Raw genomic sequence first — 15,189 nt, 5'->3', positions numbered from 1 at the left:
TTAACACAGAGGCAGCCTGAAAACCGTTTCAGGCTGCCTTTTATCGCTACTACTTCACGACTGATGCCGTTTCTTCACGCTCACCTGTCGCTGTTTCTTCTTGCCGCCGCTGTTGCGTACTTTTTCGTCTTTGCGGTTTTCGCGTTTGGCGATGCGGTTGCTCAGCGTGGCGCGGCGCAGGGGTTTGTTTTTGGTTTTCTCAGCGGTCTCTTCATACGGATTTTCGCCCACGTTGTACTGAATCCGCAGCGGCGTGCCTTGCAGGTTGAAGGCTTTGCGGAAGGTCTGTGTGAGGTAACGCGTGTAGCTGTCGGAAATGGCGGACAGCGAATTGCCGTGAATCACAATCACGGGCGGGTTCATGCCACCTTGGTGGGCATAGCGCATTTTGGGGCGCACCAGCCCTGCGCGCGGCGGGGCTTGACGTTCGATGGCCGATTGCAGAACGCGCGTGATTTTGGGCGTGGGCATTTTGATGAAAGCCGCGTCATAAGCCGCCTGAATACTGTCGAACAGGCCGTCTATGCCGCGTTCTTTCAGCGCGGAAATGTAGTGGAACTTGGCAAAATCCAAGAAATAGAGTTTGCGGGCAATGTCGCGTTTGATGTCGTTGCGCCGCTCTTCGGAAATGCCATCCCATTTGTTCACGGCAATCACCAGCGCACGGCCGGCTTCCAGCGCAAAGCCTGCGATGGTCGCGTCTTGGTCGGCAATGTCCTGCTGCGCGTCCAGCACCAGTACGGCCACGTTCGCCGCCTCCACCGCTTGCATGGCTTTAATCACGGAAAATTTTTCCACCGCTTCGTCCACTTTGCCGCGCCGCCGCACGCCTGCGGTGTCGATAATCGTGAAAGGCTTGCCTTCGCGCTCAAAGTCGATGTGAATACTGTCGCGTGTGGTGCCCGCCATGTCGAAGGCAATCACGCGCTCTTCACCCAAAATGGCATTCACCAGCGTGGATTTGCCCACATTCGGGCGGCCGATGACGGCAAACACGGGGTGTTTGTTTTCCGGCTGCTCTTCTTCGGCTTCGGGGAAGTTTTCCAGCACTTCTTCCATCAGGTAATACACGCCGTCGCCGTGCGCGCCGGAAATGACGTGCGGCTCGCCCAAGGCAAGCTCGTAAAATTCGGCGGCCAGCACGTCGCGGCGGCCGCCCTCGCCTTTGTTCACGGCCAGATACACGGGGCGCGGCGATTGGCGTAGGCGGTCGGCGATGATTTTGTCTTGCGGCGTGAGACCGGTGCGCGCATCCACCAGAAAAATCACGGCATCGGCTTCGTCTATCGCCTGCAAGGTTTGGCGCGCCATTTCGTGCAAAATGCCACTATCCACCACGGGCTCGAAGCCGCCGGTGTCCACTACCAGATAGGGCTTGCTGCCGACTTTGCCGTGGCCGTAGTGGCGGTCGCGCGTGAGGCCGGGCAGGTCGTGCACCAGCGCGTCTTTGGTGCGCGTGAGGCGGTTGAACAGGGTGGATTTGCCCACATTGGGGCGGCCAACTAGGGCGATGGTGGGTTTCATAGGGGTTCTTTCTGTGTCAGGCTGCCTGAACGCGGGTTCGGGCGGCGAGCAGGTGTTTCGGTTGTCTTTGGAAACACGGGGTTGATAAAAAAGAGGGTGCAGGCTGCTTTTTCAAGTTGCCAAAAGCAGCCTGCACTCGGGTTTAATGCAACATCGTTTTTTGGAAAAGCAATGTCAATTTGTCTTGATAATAGCTGTTGCCGTTGCGCTGGTCGAGCTCTTGCGCCACTTGCTGCGCATTTTCCAAAGCGTCGTCTTTCAGCGGCACGATGCAGGTAATATAGTCGAAATACGGCAAATCGTTGTTGGAAATGGTAGCGAAAATATCGTCGCTGTATTCATCCAGCCAGTCTTCCGCCCAATCCAGCCTGCCCAACTGCGAAGCGGCCAAAATCAGCGGCGGCAGCAGGCGCACGTTGTCTTCGTCCGATTCGGTAATCAGCGCAAAGGCTTCCTCCAACAATTCTTCCGCCTGTTCGGGATGGCCGGTGCGTATCAGCGCGTCCACCACGTATTGATACGTGATGTGCGGCACTTCGGCGCAGCTCAATTCGCCCGACAAAATCGGTTCGGCGCAGGACAGCACTTGCGCATAATCGCCGATGAAATGGTAATACTGCACCAAAGAATCCTGTTCGCAGGCGGGACAGTCGCTCAAATCATCGGCTTCGGCAGCCTGCCAAAGGGCGAAATGCTCGCGCGCCGCCGCCACATCGCCCATCAGGATGCTTTGCTCGGTCAATGCTTTTTCCACCGACTCGCGGCTGCATTGGAAGTCGTCGTAAAGCTGGCGCATGGCTTGGTTGGCCTGCTCGATTTCCTCGCGCGACACGGTGGTGTCGTACGGCAGCTTCGGCACGACCCATTTGTATTTCCATGCCGTGTTCAGCAAATGGCGCAACGCCGCGTCCGCTTCGGGCGAATCTTCCTCGCTTTGGACATAGCTGTTGCGGTAATAATTCGTGAGCCAATTCAGGCAATGCCATTGGAAGCCGATTTTGAACAGCCGGTTCGGCATTTCATCGCCCAGCACAAATTCGGCAATTTCGCGCCCCGTATCGAAATCTTCCGTGTTCATGGCCTGATTGAACGCATCGACGGTGACGCGCATCCTGCGGCTGGCATCGGCAATGTTGGCCACTTCGTCCGGTGAAAAAGGTTTGGCTTTATCCATCATCTTCCTTTGAAGTGCAGGCTGCTTTTCGGACATCGAAAGCAGCCTGCACATGCATTACTGGCTCAATTTTGCTTCGACCAGCTCTCGGCTCAGCGAATCTTCGGGCAGCTTGTCCAGCGCCGCCTTATAGGCCGCCGCCGCTTCCTGCTTTTTGCCCTGCGCGGCCAACACGTCGCCCTTGCTCTCGTTCAGCAGCGGCTCAAATTCGGCAGGCACGGTCAGATTCAGCACTTTCAAGGCATCGTCAAATTTTTTCTGTTCCACCAGCACATTCGCCAAATTCTGCGCGGCGGACACTTGGAGCACCGGCTCTTTCTGCGTGTCCAGCACCCATTGGTAGGCTTTTGCCGCCTCGTCCAGTTTGCCGGCGTTAAACAGCGCCAAGGCGGTTTGCAGGCTGCTTTGTGCGGCCGCAGGGCTGTCTTTGAAGCGGTTTTGCAATTCGGTCAGCTTGGCATAATCGCCCTGAACCTTCATCCCCTCCGTTGCGGCTTCTTCGTTTTTACCGCGCAGGTGGCTTTGGTACATCGAGTTGCCCAAATACGCCAGCGCCGCCGCCACCAGCAGGGCGAAAACCCATTTGCCGCCCCTCCTCCAAAGGTGTTTGGCATTTTCCAATTCTTGTTGTTCGTCATGATGCGCGGACATTTATGCACTCCATTGTGTTAATTGCGTAATCAGTTCGGCGGCGGGCACGGTAACCTGCCCTTTGCCGCCGCGTAAATCTTTCAGGGTAACCTGGCGGTTTTCCAGCTCGCTCTCGGCGATAATCAGCGCGAATTTTGCGCCGCTGTCGTCCGCGCGTTTGAACTGGTTTTTCAATTTGGTGCTGCCCAAAAACTGGGCAACGTTAAATCCCGCTTGGCGCAGCGCAGCGGCATACTGCATGGCGGCCAGCGTGCTGCCTTCGCCCTGCTGCATCACGAATACGTCGGGCGCGTTGTCGGCGTGCAGGCTGCCGTAATCGCGCACCAGCAGCAGCAGGCGTTCGATGCCCATGGCAAAGCCGATGGACGCGGCGGGTTTGCCGCCCAACTCTTCAATCAGCCCATCATAGCGTCCGCCGCCGCACACGGTGGCCTGCGCGCCGAGTTTGTCGGTCGTCCATTCGAACACGGTTTGGTTGTAATAGTCCAAGCCGCGCACCAGCCGCGGGTTTTCGGTGTATCGGATGCCCAAGCCGTCCAGCAGCGATTTGACGGTATCGTAATGCCGGCGCGATTCTTCGCCCAAGTAGTCGGTCAGGCGCGGGGCGGCGTTGCAGATGGCCTGCAAATCGGGATTTTTGCTGTCCAGCACGCGCAGGGGGTTGGTATGCAGCCTGCGTTTGCTGTCTTCGTCCAGTTTGTCTTCATGTTGCGTTAAATAGGCCACCAGTGCGGTGCGGTGGGCGGCGCGCTCTTCGCGGTTGCCCAAGCTGTTGATTTCCAAGGTGAGGTGTTCGGCAATGCCGAGTTCGCGCCACAAATCGGCGCACATGGCAATAATTTCCGCGTCAATATCGGGTTCGGCAAAACCGAGCGCTTCGATGCCGACTTGGTGGAACTGGCGGTAGCGTCCTTTTTGCGGGCGTTCGCGGCGGAACATGGGGCCCATGTACCAGAGTTTTTGCGGTGCGGCGTGCAGCAGGCTGTGTTCCACCACGGCGCGCAGGCAGCTTGCGGTGCCTTCGGGGCGCAGGGACAGGCTGAGTGTGTCGTTGCTGTCGGAGAAGGTGTACATTTCTTTGCCGACCACGTCGGTTTCTTCGCCGATGGAGCGCACGAACAGGCCGGTCTGCTCCACAATCGGGGTGCGGATTTGGGCGTAGCCGAAGCGGCGCGTCCATGCTTGGACGGCGTTGTCAAAGGCCTGCCAATAGGCGGCGGTGAGTTTGAAGTCTTTTTGTTCAACGGGCAGAAGGTCGTTCATGCCTTTGACGGATTGGATTTTGTGTCCCATTTTTGTATTTCCAAATTCGATAGGCGGATTATAGCCGATTTTCCGCCGCCTGAAACGGAAAACACGGCTGAATACGGGCGGTTCAACCGTGTTTTCCGTGTGCAGGCTGCCTGCGCATGGTCAATATACTTTCACACCGTCTTCGGGCGGTGTCATCAGATAATTCAGAATGTCGAAATTGGCGATTTGCGACAGCTCCGCAGACATCGCGCCTTTTTGAAACAAGCCGCCGGAATCGGTATAGGAATACACGCGCAGCACGCCGTTTTCAATTTCAATGCTGCGCAGCAAATCGAAGGGGAATTTTTTGTTGTTCACCGCAATCATGTTCCGATTGAGCTTCACCGCGCCGAAATTCAACGTTTTGCCTTCGTTAAACGCCTGCACCATTGCAGGCAGCATGAATGCCTGCTGATAATCCAACAGCACCTGCACCATCTCTTCCATATGCAGGAACGAAGACGGAATTTTCATTTCCACTTTATTCTGCACCAGCCGCACGGAAACGTGCCGCGCCGCATTCACGCCATATATCGTCTCATGAATCCGCCGGATATACATTTTCAGCGCGGGCGTGAATTTAATGACCTTGCGCGTGAACAGCGACTGATGCACCAAGCCCTGCGAATACACATGAACGCGGGAACGGATGCGGTCGGCCAGCAGATAAAACGCGGGCGACCACAGCAGCAGCGCAAACAACAGGGCATCGGTATTGCCGTCCAGCCAGCTGCCCAGCAGGAAAATATTGGGAAATCCGAAAAACAGGAACCAGAACACCACCAGGCCATAGCCCTTGCGCATGGAAAATTGGTATTCGCCCAAATGCGACGCCATAAACATCCTTTTAATAAAAAAGCAGCCTGCACTTCAAAAGCAGCCTGCACCACAGAAAACGTGATTATATATTGCCGCCTTTTTTCTGTAAAATGAGCGGCATGAAAGCGAAAAATCCCCTGCCCCTCCTCCACGGCGTGAAGCCGAGCTATCTGGTGCTGCCGCACGACAAACAGTTCTACGGCCAGCCGCTGCTGCATTTTTTGTGCGCCCGCTTCCCGTTCGTGGGCGAAGCCGCATGGAAGGCGCGGCTGAACAGCGGCATGGTGGTCAATCAGCACGGCCGCCCCATCAACGAACACGCGTCCTTCCAGCCCGGCGAAACCATTTTTTATTATCGCGAAACCAGCCGTGAAAGCGAGCCGCGTATTCCGTTTGACGAGCACATCCTGCACATCGACCAGCACCTGATTGTGGTGGACAAACCGCATTTCCTGCCCGTCATCCCCAGCGGCCGCTTTTTGCGCGAAACCCTGCTGACGCGCCTGCGCCTGCGTGCGGATTTGCAGCATTTGAACGTGGCGGACATCACTCCGGTGCACCGCCTGGACAAAGACACGGCCGGCGTGATGCTGTTGTCGCACAATCCGGCGTCGCGCGCGGCGTACCAGCAGATGTTTGCCGAAAAAACCGTGCAAAAGACCTACCACGCGCTCGCCCCGACACGGCTAGATTTGCCTTATCCGCTGACGGTGCAATCCCGATTGGTGCGCGGCGAATCGTTTTTCCTGACGCAGGAAGTGGACGGCACGCCCAACGCGCAAACCGAAATTCGTTTGCTGGAAATGCACGGAGATGTGAGCCTGTACGAATTAAAGCCGCTGACGGGCAAAAAACACCAGCTTCGCGTGCACATGATGAAGCTGGGCATGCCGCTGCTGAATGACGCGCTGTATCCCGACGTGCTGCCCGCCGGCACGGAAGATTATGCCAAACCGCTGAAACTGCTGGCGAAAAGCATTGGGTTTATCGACCCGATTTCGGGCGAAGAACGCGTGTTTGAGAGCAGGCAGGCACTATAAAAGCAGCCTGCACCTTGGTTGTTTCAAAGTGCAGGCTGCTTTTTATCGTCCGTCAGTCCTTGAACTGGCGCAACAGGCTTTTGGCCAACTGCAAGAATTGGCGGTATTTTTCGGTTTTGGCGATTTTCTCGCCCTTCAGCGAAATTTCGGTAATCACACCCGCCTTGTTGCCATACAACACCGTGTTTTCAATCTGAAAACTTTCCTGTTTGTCGATTTTGACCGAGCTGATAAACGCCTGCATCATCTCGCCGGAAGGCAGGTTTTGCAGCACCAGGCTCTTCTTCACATCGCGGGACAAATCGCCGCCGATGAAATGGAACGGGTTCGTCTGCACGTCCACCACGCCGTGATAGCTGTAAATAAAAATCTTGTGTTCAATCTGCGGATTGTTTTTCAAATACAGTTTCAGCAGCAATGCGCGCAAATCGTTTTGAATATCTTCCTGTCCTGCTTCCATTTTCGGCCTTCTTTGTCAATCGGTTGAATCCGTTATTTCGCATGTATCGGGATAACTTTGGCTTTGGCGCGTTTTTTGCCGCCTTCGCCGTAATTGGTTTTCACATATTCCTGCACAATGGCAAGAAATTCCTGTGCCATATTGTCGCCTTTGAGCGTGACCTTGCGCTCGCCGTCCACATATACCGGCGCCACCGGCGTTTCGCCCGTGCCCGGCAGGCTGATGCCGATGTCGGCCAATTTGCTTTCGCCCGGCCCGTTCACCACGCAGCCCATCACGGCCACGTTCAGGTTTTCCACGCCGGGATACTGCCAGCGCCACACGCTCATCTGTTCGCGCAAATATTGTTGGATATCGCGCGCCAATTCTTGGAAAACAGTGCTGCTGGTGCGGCCGCAGCCTGGACAGGCGGTGACCATCGGCGTGAACGAGCGCAAACCCATAGTCTGCAAAATCTCTTGCGCCACAATCACTTCCTGCGTGCGCGATGCGTTCGGCTCGGGCGTGAGCGAAATGCGGATGGTATCGCCGATGCCCTGCTGCAACAGCACGGACAAGGCGGCGGTACTGGCAACAATGCCCTTGCTGCCCATGCCCGCCTCGGTCAGACCCAAATGCAGCGGATAAGCGCAACGGCTGCCCAAATCGCGGTACACGGTAATCAAATCCTGCACGTTGGACACTTTGCACGACAGGATGATTTTATTTTCCGGCAGGCCCAAATCCACCGCTTTCTGCGCCGATTCCAACGCGGACACAATCAGCGCTTCCTTCATGATTTCCTCGGGCGTTTTCGGATTGCCAGCCGCCGCGTTCGCGTCCATCATCTTTTTGGCCAAGCTTTGGTCCAGCGAGCCCCAGTTCACGCCGATGCGGACGGCTTTATCATGTTCGGCGGCCGTCCGAATCATGTAGGCGAATTTTTCGTCGCCCTTCGCACCTTTGCCCACATTACCCGGGTTGATGCGGTATTTGGACAAGGCTTTGGCGCAGTCGGGAAATTCGGCCAGCAGGCGTTCGCCGTTGAAATGGAAATCGCCCACCAGTGGTACAGCGCAGTCCATATCGTCCAAACGGCGGCGGATTTCGGCCACTTGGGACGCGGCTTCGGGCGTGTTCACGGTAATCCGCACCATTTCCGAGCCCGCATCCGCCAGCGCTTTGACTTGGGCGGCGGTGGCGGCGGCATCGGCGGTGTCGGTGTTGGTCATCGACTGGATGACGACCGGATATTCCGAACCGACGGTAATATGGTCGATTTGGACTTGGTGGGTTTTGCGGCGGGTGATGTGGGACATGGTTTGTGTTGTGATGAAGATGGATAATGATATTAAGTGCAGGCTGCTTTGAATCGCGGAATCAAAAAGCAGCCTGCACTCTGGTCAGATACGGTTAAGGCATTTCGCCGGCAGTAAATACGGCGGTTTTGCCACCTTTGCGCGCGGCATTCACGTTGATTTCCTGCCCGTTGAACGCGGCGGTGGCACCGCTGGCATAACCGATGCGCACTTCAAACGGCGCGCCTTCGGTAAAGCGGTGTTCGCTGCGGCTCGGCACGATTTGGTTAATCAACACTTCGCCTTTAGCATTGGTCACGGTCAACATGGTTCTGTAACGCGTGTTAATCACCAATTCGCCGGCAACGCCCGTTGCGCTGGCCGCAGATGCCGATTCGGCCGTGCTCGCCTCCATCGGCTTAACAATCACATTGGCATTTTTGATGCTGGCCGATGAAGCAGCCAAAGGATTGCTTGCCGCCAATACCGTGCTTTCCGCTTCCTGCTTACTGTGTTCCGTTTGCGATTTGTTCTGCCAAACAAACACGCCGTAACCGATGCCGATGGCCGCCAGCACGCCGAAAATCCAAGTCGGGAAAGATTTGCCTTCTTTGCGATCGGCCAACGAGATATTTTGCGGGGCATAGCGCGCCTGTTTTTGCGGGGCAATATTATCCACCGCCTGCGTCAAAAGCTGATCGTCCACGTCCAAGAAACGGCCGTAGCTGCGCAAAAATCCGCGCACGAATACCGTTTCCGGCAGCAAGTCGTAATCACCCGTTTCCAACGCTTCGATTTGGCGGGTCGGCAATTTCAAACGCTCGGACACTTCGCCAATCGACAATCCTTTCTTTTCGCGGTGCATGCGCAACTGCATGCCCAACTCTTGGGGCGTTTGGATGACTGGTTGTTCTGTTGTTTGTGGTTGCGTCATTCGGTACTTCCTGAACTTATTGAGTGTAATTCGTCTGAATAAGGATAATTGGCACGCAGTTGCGCTTCATATTCAAAAGCAGCCTGCGTTTGCCCTTCGGCTTTCGATAAGCGCCAACCCAGCAACAAAGCATCGGCATCCAACTGATCGACCCTGCTTTGATAAATGCGGAAATAACGACCGGCATCGCTCAAATCGCCGCTTTGCAACTTCGCCCTGGCGCGTTCTTTAAACACGGGGATAAAGTCAGGGTTCATGCCCAAAGCGCGCTCGAAATAGGCATCTGCCAAAGAAAACTGCCCCATTTTAGCGGAACATATCCCTTTGTTCAAATACGCCATTTCAGGTGTCGGATAAGTCGGGTCGGCCAGCGCGCGGTCAAAATAAGGAATCGCGGCATTCGGATTATTCTTAATTGAGCAAATATACCAACCGTAGTTATTGTTGATTTCCGCACCGTTCGGACTGAGCGACAATGCCCGCTGGAAGCTCTCTTCCGCCTTGTCGTACACTTTCAGGAACTGGTAAATCTGCGCCCGAATCAACCAAGCGATATCGTAGCGGCTGTTGGTCTTCAGCGCGTCTTCAATCGCCACGGTTGCCGCACGGTAATCACGCGCATTCATATATTCCACGGCCAGCTGCGTCTTAATGCGCACCGCCTCGTCATTTTTTTCCCGGCTGGTCCTACTGCGGAACTTGGTCAACGTTGCGCCCGGACCTTCGGTAACGCAACCGGACAGCAAGCCGATAATGCAGCCTGCAATAATCCAATGTTTCTTGATGAAGAAATTTTTCATCATGGTTTTGTCTCCAAATAAATCTGCTGCCATTTTTCCTGGCGTTTCGTTTTGTCTTGCACCTGGCCGGCCAGTTGTCCGCACGCTGCGTCAATATCGTCGCCGCGCGTTTTGCGGACGGTGGTTACCAAGCCGGCTTCCATTAAAATTTCTTTGAAAATATTAATATTTTTGTTACTCGAACGCTCGTACCCCGAATTTGGGAAGGGATTGAACGGGATAAGGTTGAATTTGCACGGCGTGTCTTTTACCAGCTGCACCAATTCGTGCGCGTGTTCGGGTTTGTCGTTCACGCCGTCCAGCATCACATACTCAAATGTGATGAAATCGCGCGGTGCTTTGGTCAAATAGCGGTTGCAGGCTGCCATCAGCTCTTTGAGCGGATATTTTTTGTTCAGCGGCACGATTTCGTCCCGCACCTTGTCGTTTGAGGCGTGCAGCGACACCGCCAACGCGACGGGCATATCTTCTTTCAGCCTGTCCATCTGCGGCACCATGCCCGACGTGGACACGGTTACGCGGCGGCGGCTCAAACCGTAGCCGTGGTCGTCCAGCATAATGGACAGCGCGGTAACCACGTTGTCGTAATTGGCCATCGGCTCGCCCATGCCCATCATCACGACGTTGGAAATCACACGTTCGTTTTTCGGCGTCACGCCCAATGCCTTGTTCGCCCACCAAAGCTGGCCGATGATTTCGGCAGCGGTGAGGTTGCGGTTGAAGCCCTGCCGCCCGGTGGAACAGAACGTGCATTCCAGCGCACAGCCCACTTGGGATGAAATGCACAGCGTGCCGCGTTCGGTCTCGGGAATGAACACGGTTTCCACGCCGTTGCCCGTGCCGACATCCAGCAGCCATTTGCGCGTGCCGTCCCTGCTTTCTTGGGCCGCCATCAACACAGGAATACCGACTACGGCTTTTTCCTGCAATTTGGCACGCAGGGATTTGGCCAAGTCGGTCATCTCATCAAAACTTTCCGCTCCGCCCTGATGTATCCAACGCATTACCTGTTTGGCGCGGAAGGGTTTTTCGCCCATTTGCGCGAAGTGTTCGGTGAGTGCGTTTAAATCAAAATTGAGCAGGTTGGTTTTCATTATAGTCCGCGCTGGAAAAAAGGCAGACAAAAGCAGCCTGCACTTTGGTAGGGTTGGTCATTTTAAATTTTAGATATAATTATTTTGTTGTTTATCAAGCAATTTTAACGCTGTTCGTTTTTCTGCCAATAAGTTTGATAAATCTTGGCATACGTTCCATCCTCACGGATTTTTTCCAAGCCGTCATTGATTTCCTGCTGCAATTCCGTGTTATTTTTGGCCAGCGCAAAACCATAGTTCTCTTTTGGGAACGAAATGTTTTGCACAAAAACCGCCTGATGGCTGCCGTTCTGCTGCAAATAATATTCCAAAATCAGGCTGTCACCCAGCACCACCTGCGTTTGATGGTTGAGCAGATTTTTCACCTGTTCCCACACCGTATCGTAATACACTATGTTTTTACCATCGCCGGAAGCCAAATAATCGGCCGCCATCTTGTCATACACCGTGCCACGCCCCACCGCCACCGATTTACCTTTTAAATCAGCGAAACTCTTGGCATCTGCCAAAGATTTATCGACCAGCACAGCCGCCGAATAATCCAGAATAGGCTCTGAAAAATTCACTTTCTGACGGCGTTCGTCATTGATGGTAATCGCACCTGCTGCAATATCCGCCTTGCCAGATTCCAACGCAGGCAACAAATCCTTCTTGGAATCCACCACCTGATATTCAAAAGAAATGCCCTTCTTGGCAGCAATCGCCTGCAGCAAATCGTACTCGAAACCTGTAATTTTGCCGTCAACATACGCCACCATCGGCGGTTTCACCCTTTCGGTTACCACACGGTAAACTTTGCCGTTTTTTGCAGCCGGTGCAGCCGTTTCGGCCGCAGGTTTCGATGAATCACAAGCGGCCAACAGTGCCACACACGCGCAAGCAGACAATACTAATCTCAACGTCATTTGAATCAACCTATTGTGCGTACATAAACCTCTTCCGGATTAAAGAAGAAGTCAATTTCAATTTTTGCATTTTCCAGACTATCGGAACCATGCACCGCATTTTCTCTCGTATTATGGGCAAAATCTTTACGAATCGTTCCCTCAGCAGCATTTTCCGGGTTGGTCGCCCCCATAATCTCACGATTTTTAGCCACCGCATTTTCGCCTTCCAGCACCTGAACCATTACCGGCCCGCTCACCATGAACGCAACCAAATCGTTGAAAAACGGGCGTTCTTTATGAACGGCATAAAACGCTTCGGCCTCTTCGCGTGTCAAATGTTTCATTTTTGCCGCCACGATTTTCAAGCCGTTACTTTCAAATCGGTCATAAATTTTGCCGATAACATTTTTGCTTACCGCATCGGGCTTAATAATGGAAACGGTGCGTTCAATCGCCATAAAAATCCTTTCAGGGACTTATCGAGAGAGTTTTAGAGATAAATGGCAGTTATTCTATCAAAATTTTAACTGCTGTAATAGCTATTTTCAAACCTTATACACCGATTGGAATAGATCCTCCGGTACAGGAACTCAACTTGCGAAATTGGTGGAATTTTTTCGCTCACTCTGGCAGGATATAAAAAATTAAAACTAATAAAAATGTCAACCACACGCCCCTTCTTCACTAGCAAAGTTTCCAATATAGGCAGGAATCACCACCAGATGCCGTCCTCTCTCCTTTTTCAGCCTGCACAACAAGTAAAGCAACTTTACAGATACCTATATTAAATCGCGGTTACACAAAAATACCGTCTGAAAACCCTGAATCCCGGTTTTCAGACGGCCTTTGCACAACATCATCAATGGTCGGAAGCCTTTTCCGCCCCGATACCGGTCATCGAACGGACATACTGCTCTTCATAACCGGCCTTGTCTTCTTCGGCACGGGCAGATTTGTCGGTTATTGAAGCCAGCCAAGCCGCAATAAAGGCAGCGGGGATGCTGAAAATGGCGGGTGAACCGTAGGGGAAGACGGGCGATTCGAAATGAAACACGCTAACCCACACACTCGGCCCCAAAATAATCATCACCAGCGACAATAGCAGGCCGGTATAACCGCCGACAACCGCACCGCGTGTGGTCAATCCTTTCCAAAACATCGACAGTGCCAAAATCGGAAAATTGGCCGAAGCCGCCACGGCAAAAGCCAAGCCGACCATGAAGGCAACGTTTTGATTTTCAAAAATCAAGCCGAAAATAATCGACAAAACACCCAAAATCAGCACGGTAGCGCGTGAAACCCGCATTTCCTCATGGGAAGTGGCCTTTCCTTTGCGGATTACCGACGCATAGATGTCATGGCTTACCGCTGAAGCACCCGACAGGGTCAAACCCGCCACCACGGCCAAAATAGTTGCGAATGCCACCGCCGAAATAAAGCCTAAGAACATATTGCCGCCCAAAGCTTCGGACAAATGCACCGCCGCCATATTGCTGCCGCCTATCATCTCATAAACGGTTTTGCCGTCTTTCACCATTTCCGCGAAGAAATTCGGATTGTCCTTGGTCACAAAAATAATGGCGCCGAAACCGATAATAAAAGTCAGGATGTAGAAGTAGCCGATAAAGCCCGTGGCGACAAACACCGATTTACGCGCTTCCTTCGCGTCCGGCACGGTGAAAAACCTCATCAGGATGTGCGGCAGGCCGGCCGTACCGAACATTAAAGCCAATCCGAGCGACAACGCATCAATCGGGTCTTTCACCAAACCGCCCGGCTCCAAAATTTTGCTGCCTTTTTCATGAATGGACACCGCTTTGGCAAACATCTGCTCCATGCTGAAACCCGATGCCTTCAAAATGACGAAAGCCATGAAACTTGCGCCCGACAATAGCAGCACCGCTTTAATCATCTGTACCCAAGTGGTCGCCAACATTCCGCCGAACAACACATACGCCACCATCAAAACGCCGACAATGACCACGGCCGACAGATAATTCATGCCGAACAACAACTGAATCAGTTTGCCTGCACCAACAATCTGCGCAATCAGGTACAGCATCACCACCAGAATCGAACCGGAAGCAGCCAAAAGGCGAACCGGCGTTTGCTGCAAACGGTAGGCCACCACGTCGGAAAAGGTAAATTTGCCCAAATTCCGCAGCCGTTCGGCCACCAAGAACAACACCAGCGGCCAACCGACCAAAAAGCCGGTGGAATAAATCAAACCGTCATACCCGCGCGTGAACACCATGGCGGAAATGCCGAGGAAAGACGCTGCCGACATAAAGTCGCCCGCAATCGCCAAACCGTTTTGAAACCCCGAAATTCCGCCGCCCGCCGTGTAAAAATCCTTGGACGATTTGTTTTTCTTTGCCGCCCACTTGGTGATAAACAGCGTGGCGCCGACGAAAATAAAAAACATCACCACCGCAGGAACATTCAGCGGACGCTGTTGCACCTCGCCGGAAATAGCGTCTGCCGCCCATGCTGCGTTGGCGGCCAAGCAGGCTGCAAAGGCAAAATAAAATTTATTCATCTTTTTCATTTTTTCCCCTCCGTTACTTCGCGCACCACTTCGCGGGTGGTTTCTTCAAAACGGCCGTTGGCAACATAAACATAAATGCCGGTAATCGCCACCGCAAATATAATCACGGCCAGGCCGATATAAATCCCCCAAGTCGTTATCCCGCCCTCGGACACGGGCGTGGCAAACGCCTGTGGATCGATGCCGAGATAGGCGACAAACAACGTATACACCGCAAACATCACGGCGGAAAACGTCCAGCCCAAAATCGATTTCTGTTTGGCCATGGTTTGGAACTTGGGATGCGACAGTACTTTGGACGTCGTCTGCTTATCCATTTTTCAATCTCCTCTTACTTTGTGTTTGTGTTCAGCCGGCAAACCGGTATGGAGAAATTTAAAATCCCAGAGGCCATTTTGGCTAATTTTATTTTCAGATGAACATCATCAGCCTGCTTAATGAATAACATGTGTTATGATTTTGGCTTGCATATATTTCTTTATTCGAATAGCTATTCTGATAAAAAATTATGCTAAATTGCGTATTGTCGCAACCTCGCAAAAAAATATCATCTTTTTAAATTTTATTTTAAAAATAACAACATAATCCATAAAAAATGAAATATTTAATACTTTCTGTTGAACTGTTTTTTAGAGCAACGACGTATATTGTATCTACACACCCATTTTTGCCCACTCAATTAAAAGCA

General features: G+C 53.1%; 15 protein-coding genes. 1 reads left to right on the top strand and 14 read right to left on the bottom strand.

The window, feature by feature from the left end:
- Nucleotides 1-54: 54 nt before the first annotated feature.
- From der to HMPREF9098_RS00830, 5 genes are all read right to left on the bottom strand, one after another.
- Nucleotides 55-1,524 (bottom strand): ribosome biogenesis GTPase Der, encoded by a 1,470-nt coding sequence (gene der / locus HMPREF9098_RS00850; protein ID WP_003781036.1) that lies wholly within the window; start codon nt 1,522-1,524, stop codon nt 55-57.
- Between the two features lie 142 nt (nt 1,525-1,666).
- Nucleotides 1,667-2,698, bottom strand: coding sequence for a hypothetical protein (locus HMPREF9098_RS00845; RefSeq protein ID WP_050781208.1), 1,032 nt, complete (start codon nt 2,696-2,698; stop codon nt 1,667-1,669).
- A 57-nt stretch (nt 2,699-2,755) separates the two neighbouring features.
- Complete coding sequence (locus HMPREF9098_RS00840; RefSeq protein WP_003781033.1) at nt 2,756-3,349, bottom strand: YfgM family protein; 594 nt, start codon at nt 3,347-3,349, stop codon at nt 2,756-2,758.
- On the bottom strand, nt 3,350-4,642 hold the full coding sequence (gene hisS, locus HMPREF9098_RS00835) for a histidine--tRNA ligase (protein ID WP_003781030.1): 1,293 nt from the start codon (nt 4,640-4,642) through the stop codon (nt 3,350-3,352).
- A 120-nt stretch (nt 4,643-4,762) separates the two neighbouring features.
- On the bottom strand, nt 4,763-5,479 hold the full coding sequence (locus HMPREF9098_RS00830) for a DUF6585 family protein (RefSeq protein ID WP_115324730.1): 717 nt from the start codon (nt 5,477-5,479) through the stop codon (nt 4,763-4,765).
- A 101-nt stretch (nt 5,480-5,580) separates the two neighbouring features.
- On the opposite strand from HMPREF9098_RS00830, the gene HMPREF9098_RS00825 reads away from it, so the two are divergent.
- Nucleotides 5,581-6,501: a pseudouridine synthase gene (locus HMPREF9098_RS00825; RefSeq protein ID WP_040564548.1), complete on the top strand. Its 921-nt coding sequence runs from the start codon at nt 5,581-5,583 to the stop codon at nt 6,499-6,501.
- 52 nt (nt 6,502-6,553) lie between these two features.
- Here HMPREF9098_RS00825 and HMPREF9098_RS00820 read toward each other — a convergent pair whose 3' ends face one another.
- From HMPREF9098_RS00820 to HMPREF9098_RS00780, 9 genes are all read right to left on the bottom strand, one after another.
- A complete protein-coding gene (locus HMPREF9098_RS00820) occupies nt 6,554-6,961 on the bottom strand; it encodes a hypothetical protein (protein ID WP_003781027.1) in 408 nt (135 codons plus the stop codon).
- Nucleotides 6,962-6,993: 32 nt separating this feature from the next.
- A complete protein-coding gene (gene ispG / locus HMPREF9098_RS00815) occupies nt 6,994-8,259 on the bottom strand; it encodes a flavodoxin-dependent (E)-4-hydroxy-3-methylbut-2-enyl-diphosphate synthase (RefSeq protein WP_003781026.1) in 1,266 nt (421 codons plus the stop codon).
- Nucleotides 8,260-8,353: 94 nt separating this feature from the next.
- On the bottom strand, nt 8,354-9,172 hold the full coding sequence (locus HMPREF9098_RS00810; RefSeq protein WP_003781025.1) for a helix-turn-helix domain-containing protein: 819 nt from the start codon (nt 9,170-9,172) through the stop codon (nt 8,354-8,356).
- Entirely contained in the window at nt 9,169-9,975 is an 807-nt protein-coding gene (gene pilW / locus HMPREF9098_RS00805) for a type IV pilus biogenesis/stability protein PilW (RefSeq protein ID WP_003781024.1), read from the bottom strand. The genes HMPREF9098_RS00810 and pilW overlap by 4 nt, the downstream gene beginning before the upstream one ends.
- Nucleotides 9,972-11,066: a dual-specificity RNA methyltransferase RlmN gene (gene rlmN, locus HMPREF9098_RS00800; RefSeq protein WP_003781023.1), complete on the bottom strand. Its 1,095-nt coding sequence runs from the start codon at nt 11,064-11,066 to the stop codon at nt 9,972-9,974. Before rlmN ends, pilW begins: the two co-directional genes overlap by 4 nt.
- Before the next feature lie 104 nt (nt 11,067-11,170).
- On the bottom strand, nt 11,171-11,971 hold the full coding sequence (locus tag HMPREF9098_RS00795) for a substrate-binding periplasmic protein (RefSeq protein ID WP_081457140.1): 801 nt from the start codon (nt 11,969-11,971) through the stop codon (nt 11,171-11,173).
- Nucleotides 11,972-11,976: 5 nt separating this feature from the next.
- On the bottom strand, nt 11,977-12,411 hold the full coding sequence (gene ndk / locus HMPREF9098_RS00790) for a nucleoside-diphosphate kinase (RefSeq protein WP_003781021.1): 435 nt from the start codon (nt 12,409-12,411) through the stop codon (nt 11,977-11,979).
- A gap of 401 nt (nt 12,412-12,812) precedes the next feature.
- Nucleotides 12,813-14,501 carry a cation acetate symporter gene (locus tag HMPREF9098_RS00785; protein WP_003781019.1) on the bottom strand — a complete coding sequence of 563 codons (1,689 nt, stop codon included), beginning with the start codon at nt 14,499-14,501 and terminating at the stop codon, nt 12,813-12,815.
- Entirely contained in the window at nt 14,498-14,818 is a 321-nt protein-coding gene (locus tag HMPREF9098_RS00780) for a DUF485 domain-containing protein (protein ID WP_003781017.1), read from the bottom strand. The genes HMPREF9098_RS00785 and HMPREF9098_RS00780 overlap by 4 nt, the downstream gene beginning before the upstream one ends.
- Nucleotides 14,819-15,189: the final 371 nt, after the last annotated feature.

Source organism: Kingella denitrificans ATCC 33394, from assembly GCF_000190695.1.
Lineage (GTDB): Bacteria > Pseudomonadota > Gammaproteobacteria > Burkholderiales > Neisseriaceae > Kingella_A > Kingella_A denitrificans.
The sequence above is the reverse complement of the archived record's forward strand: the minus strand, read 5'-3'. Positions and strand labels throughout refer to the sequence as shown.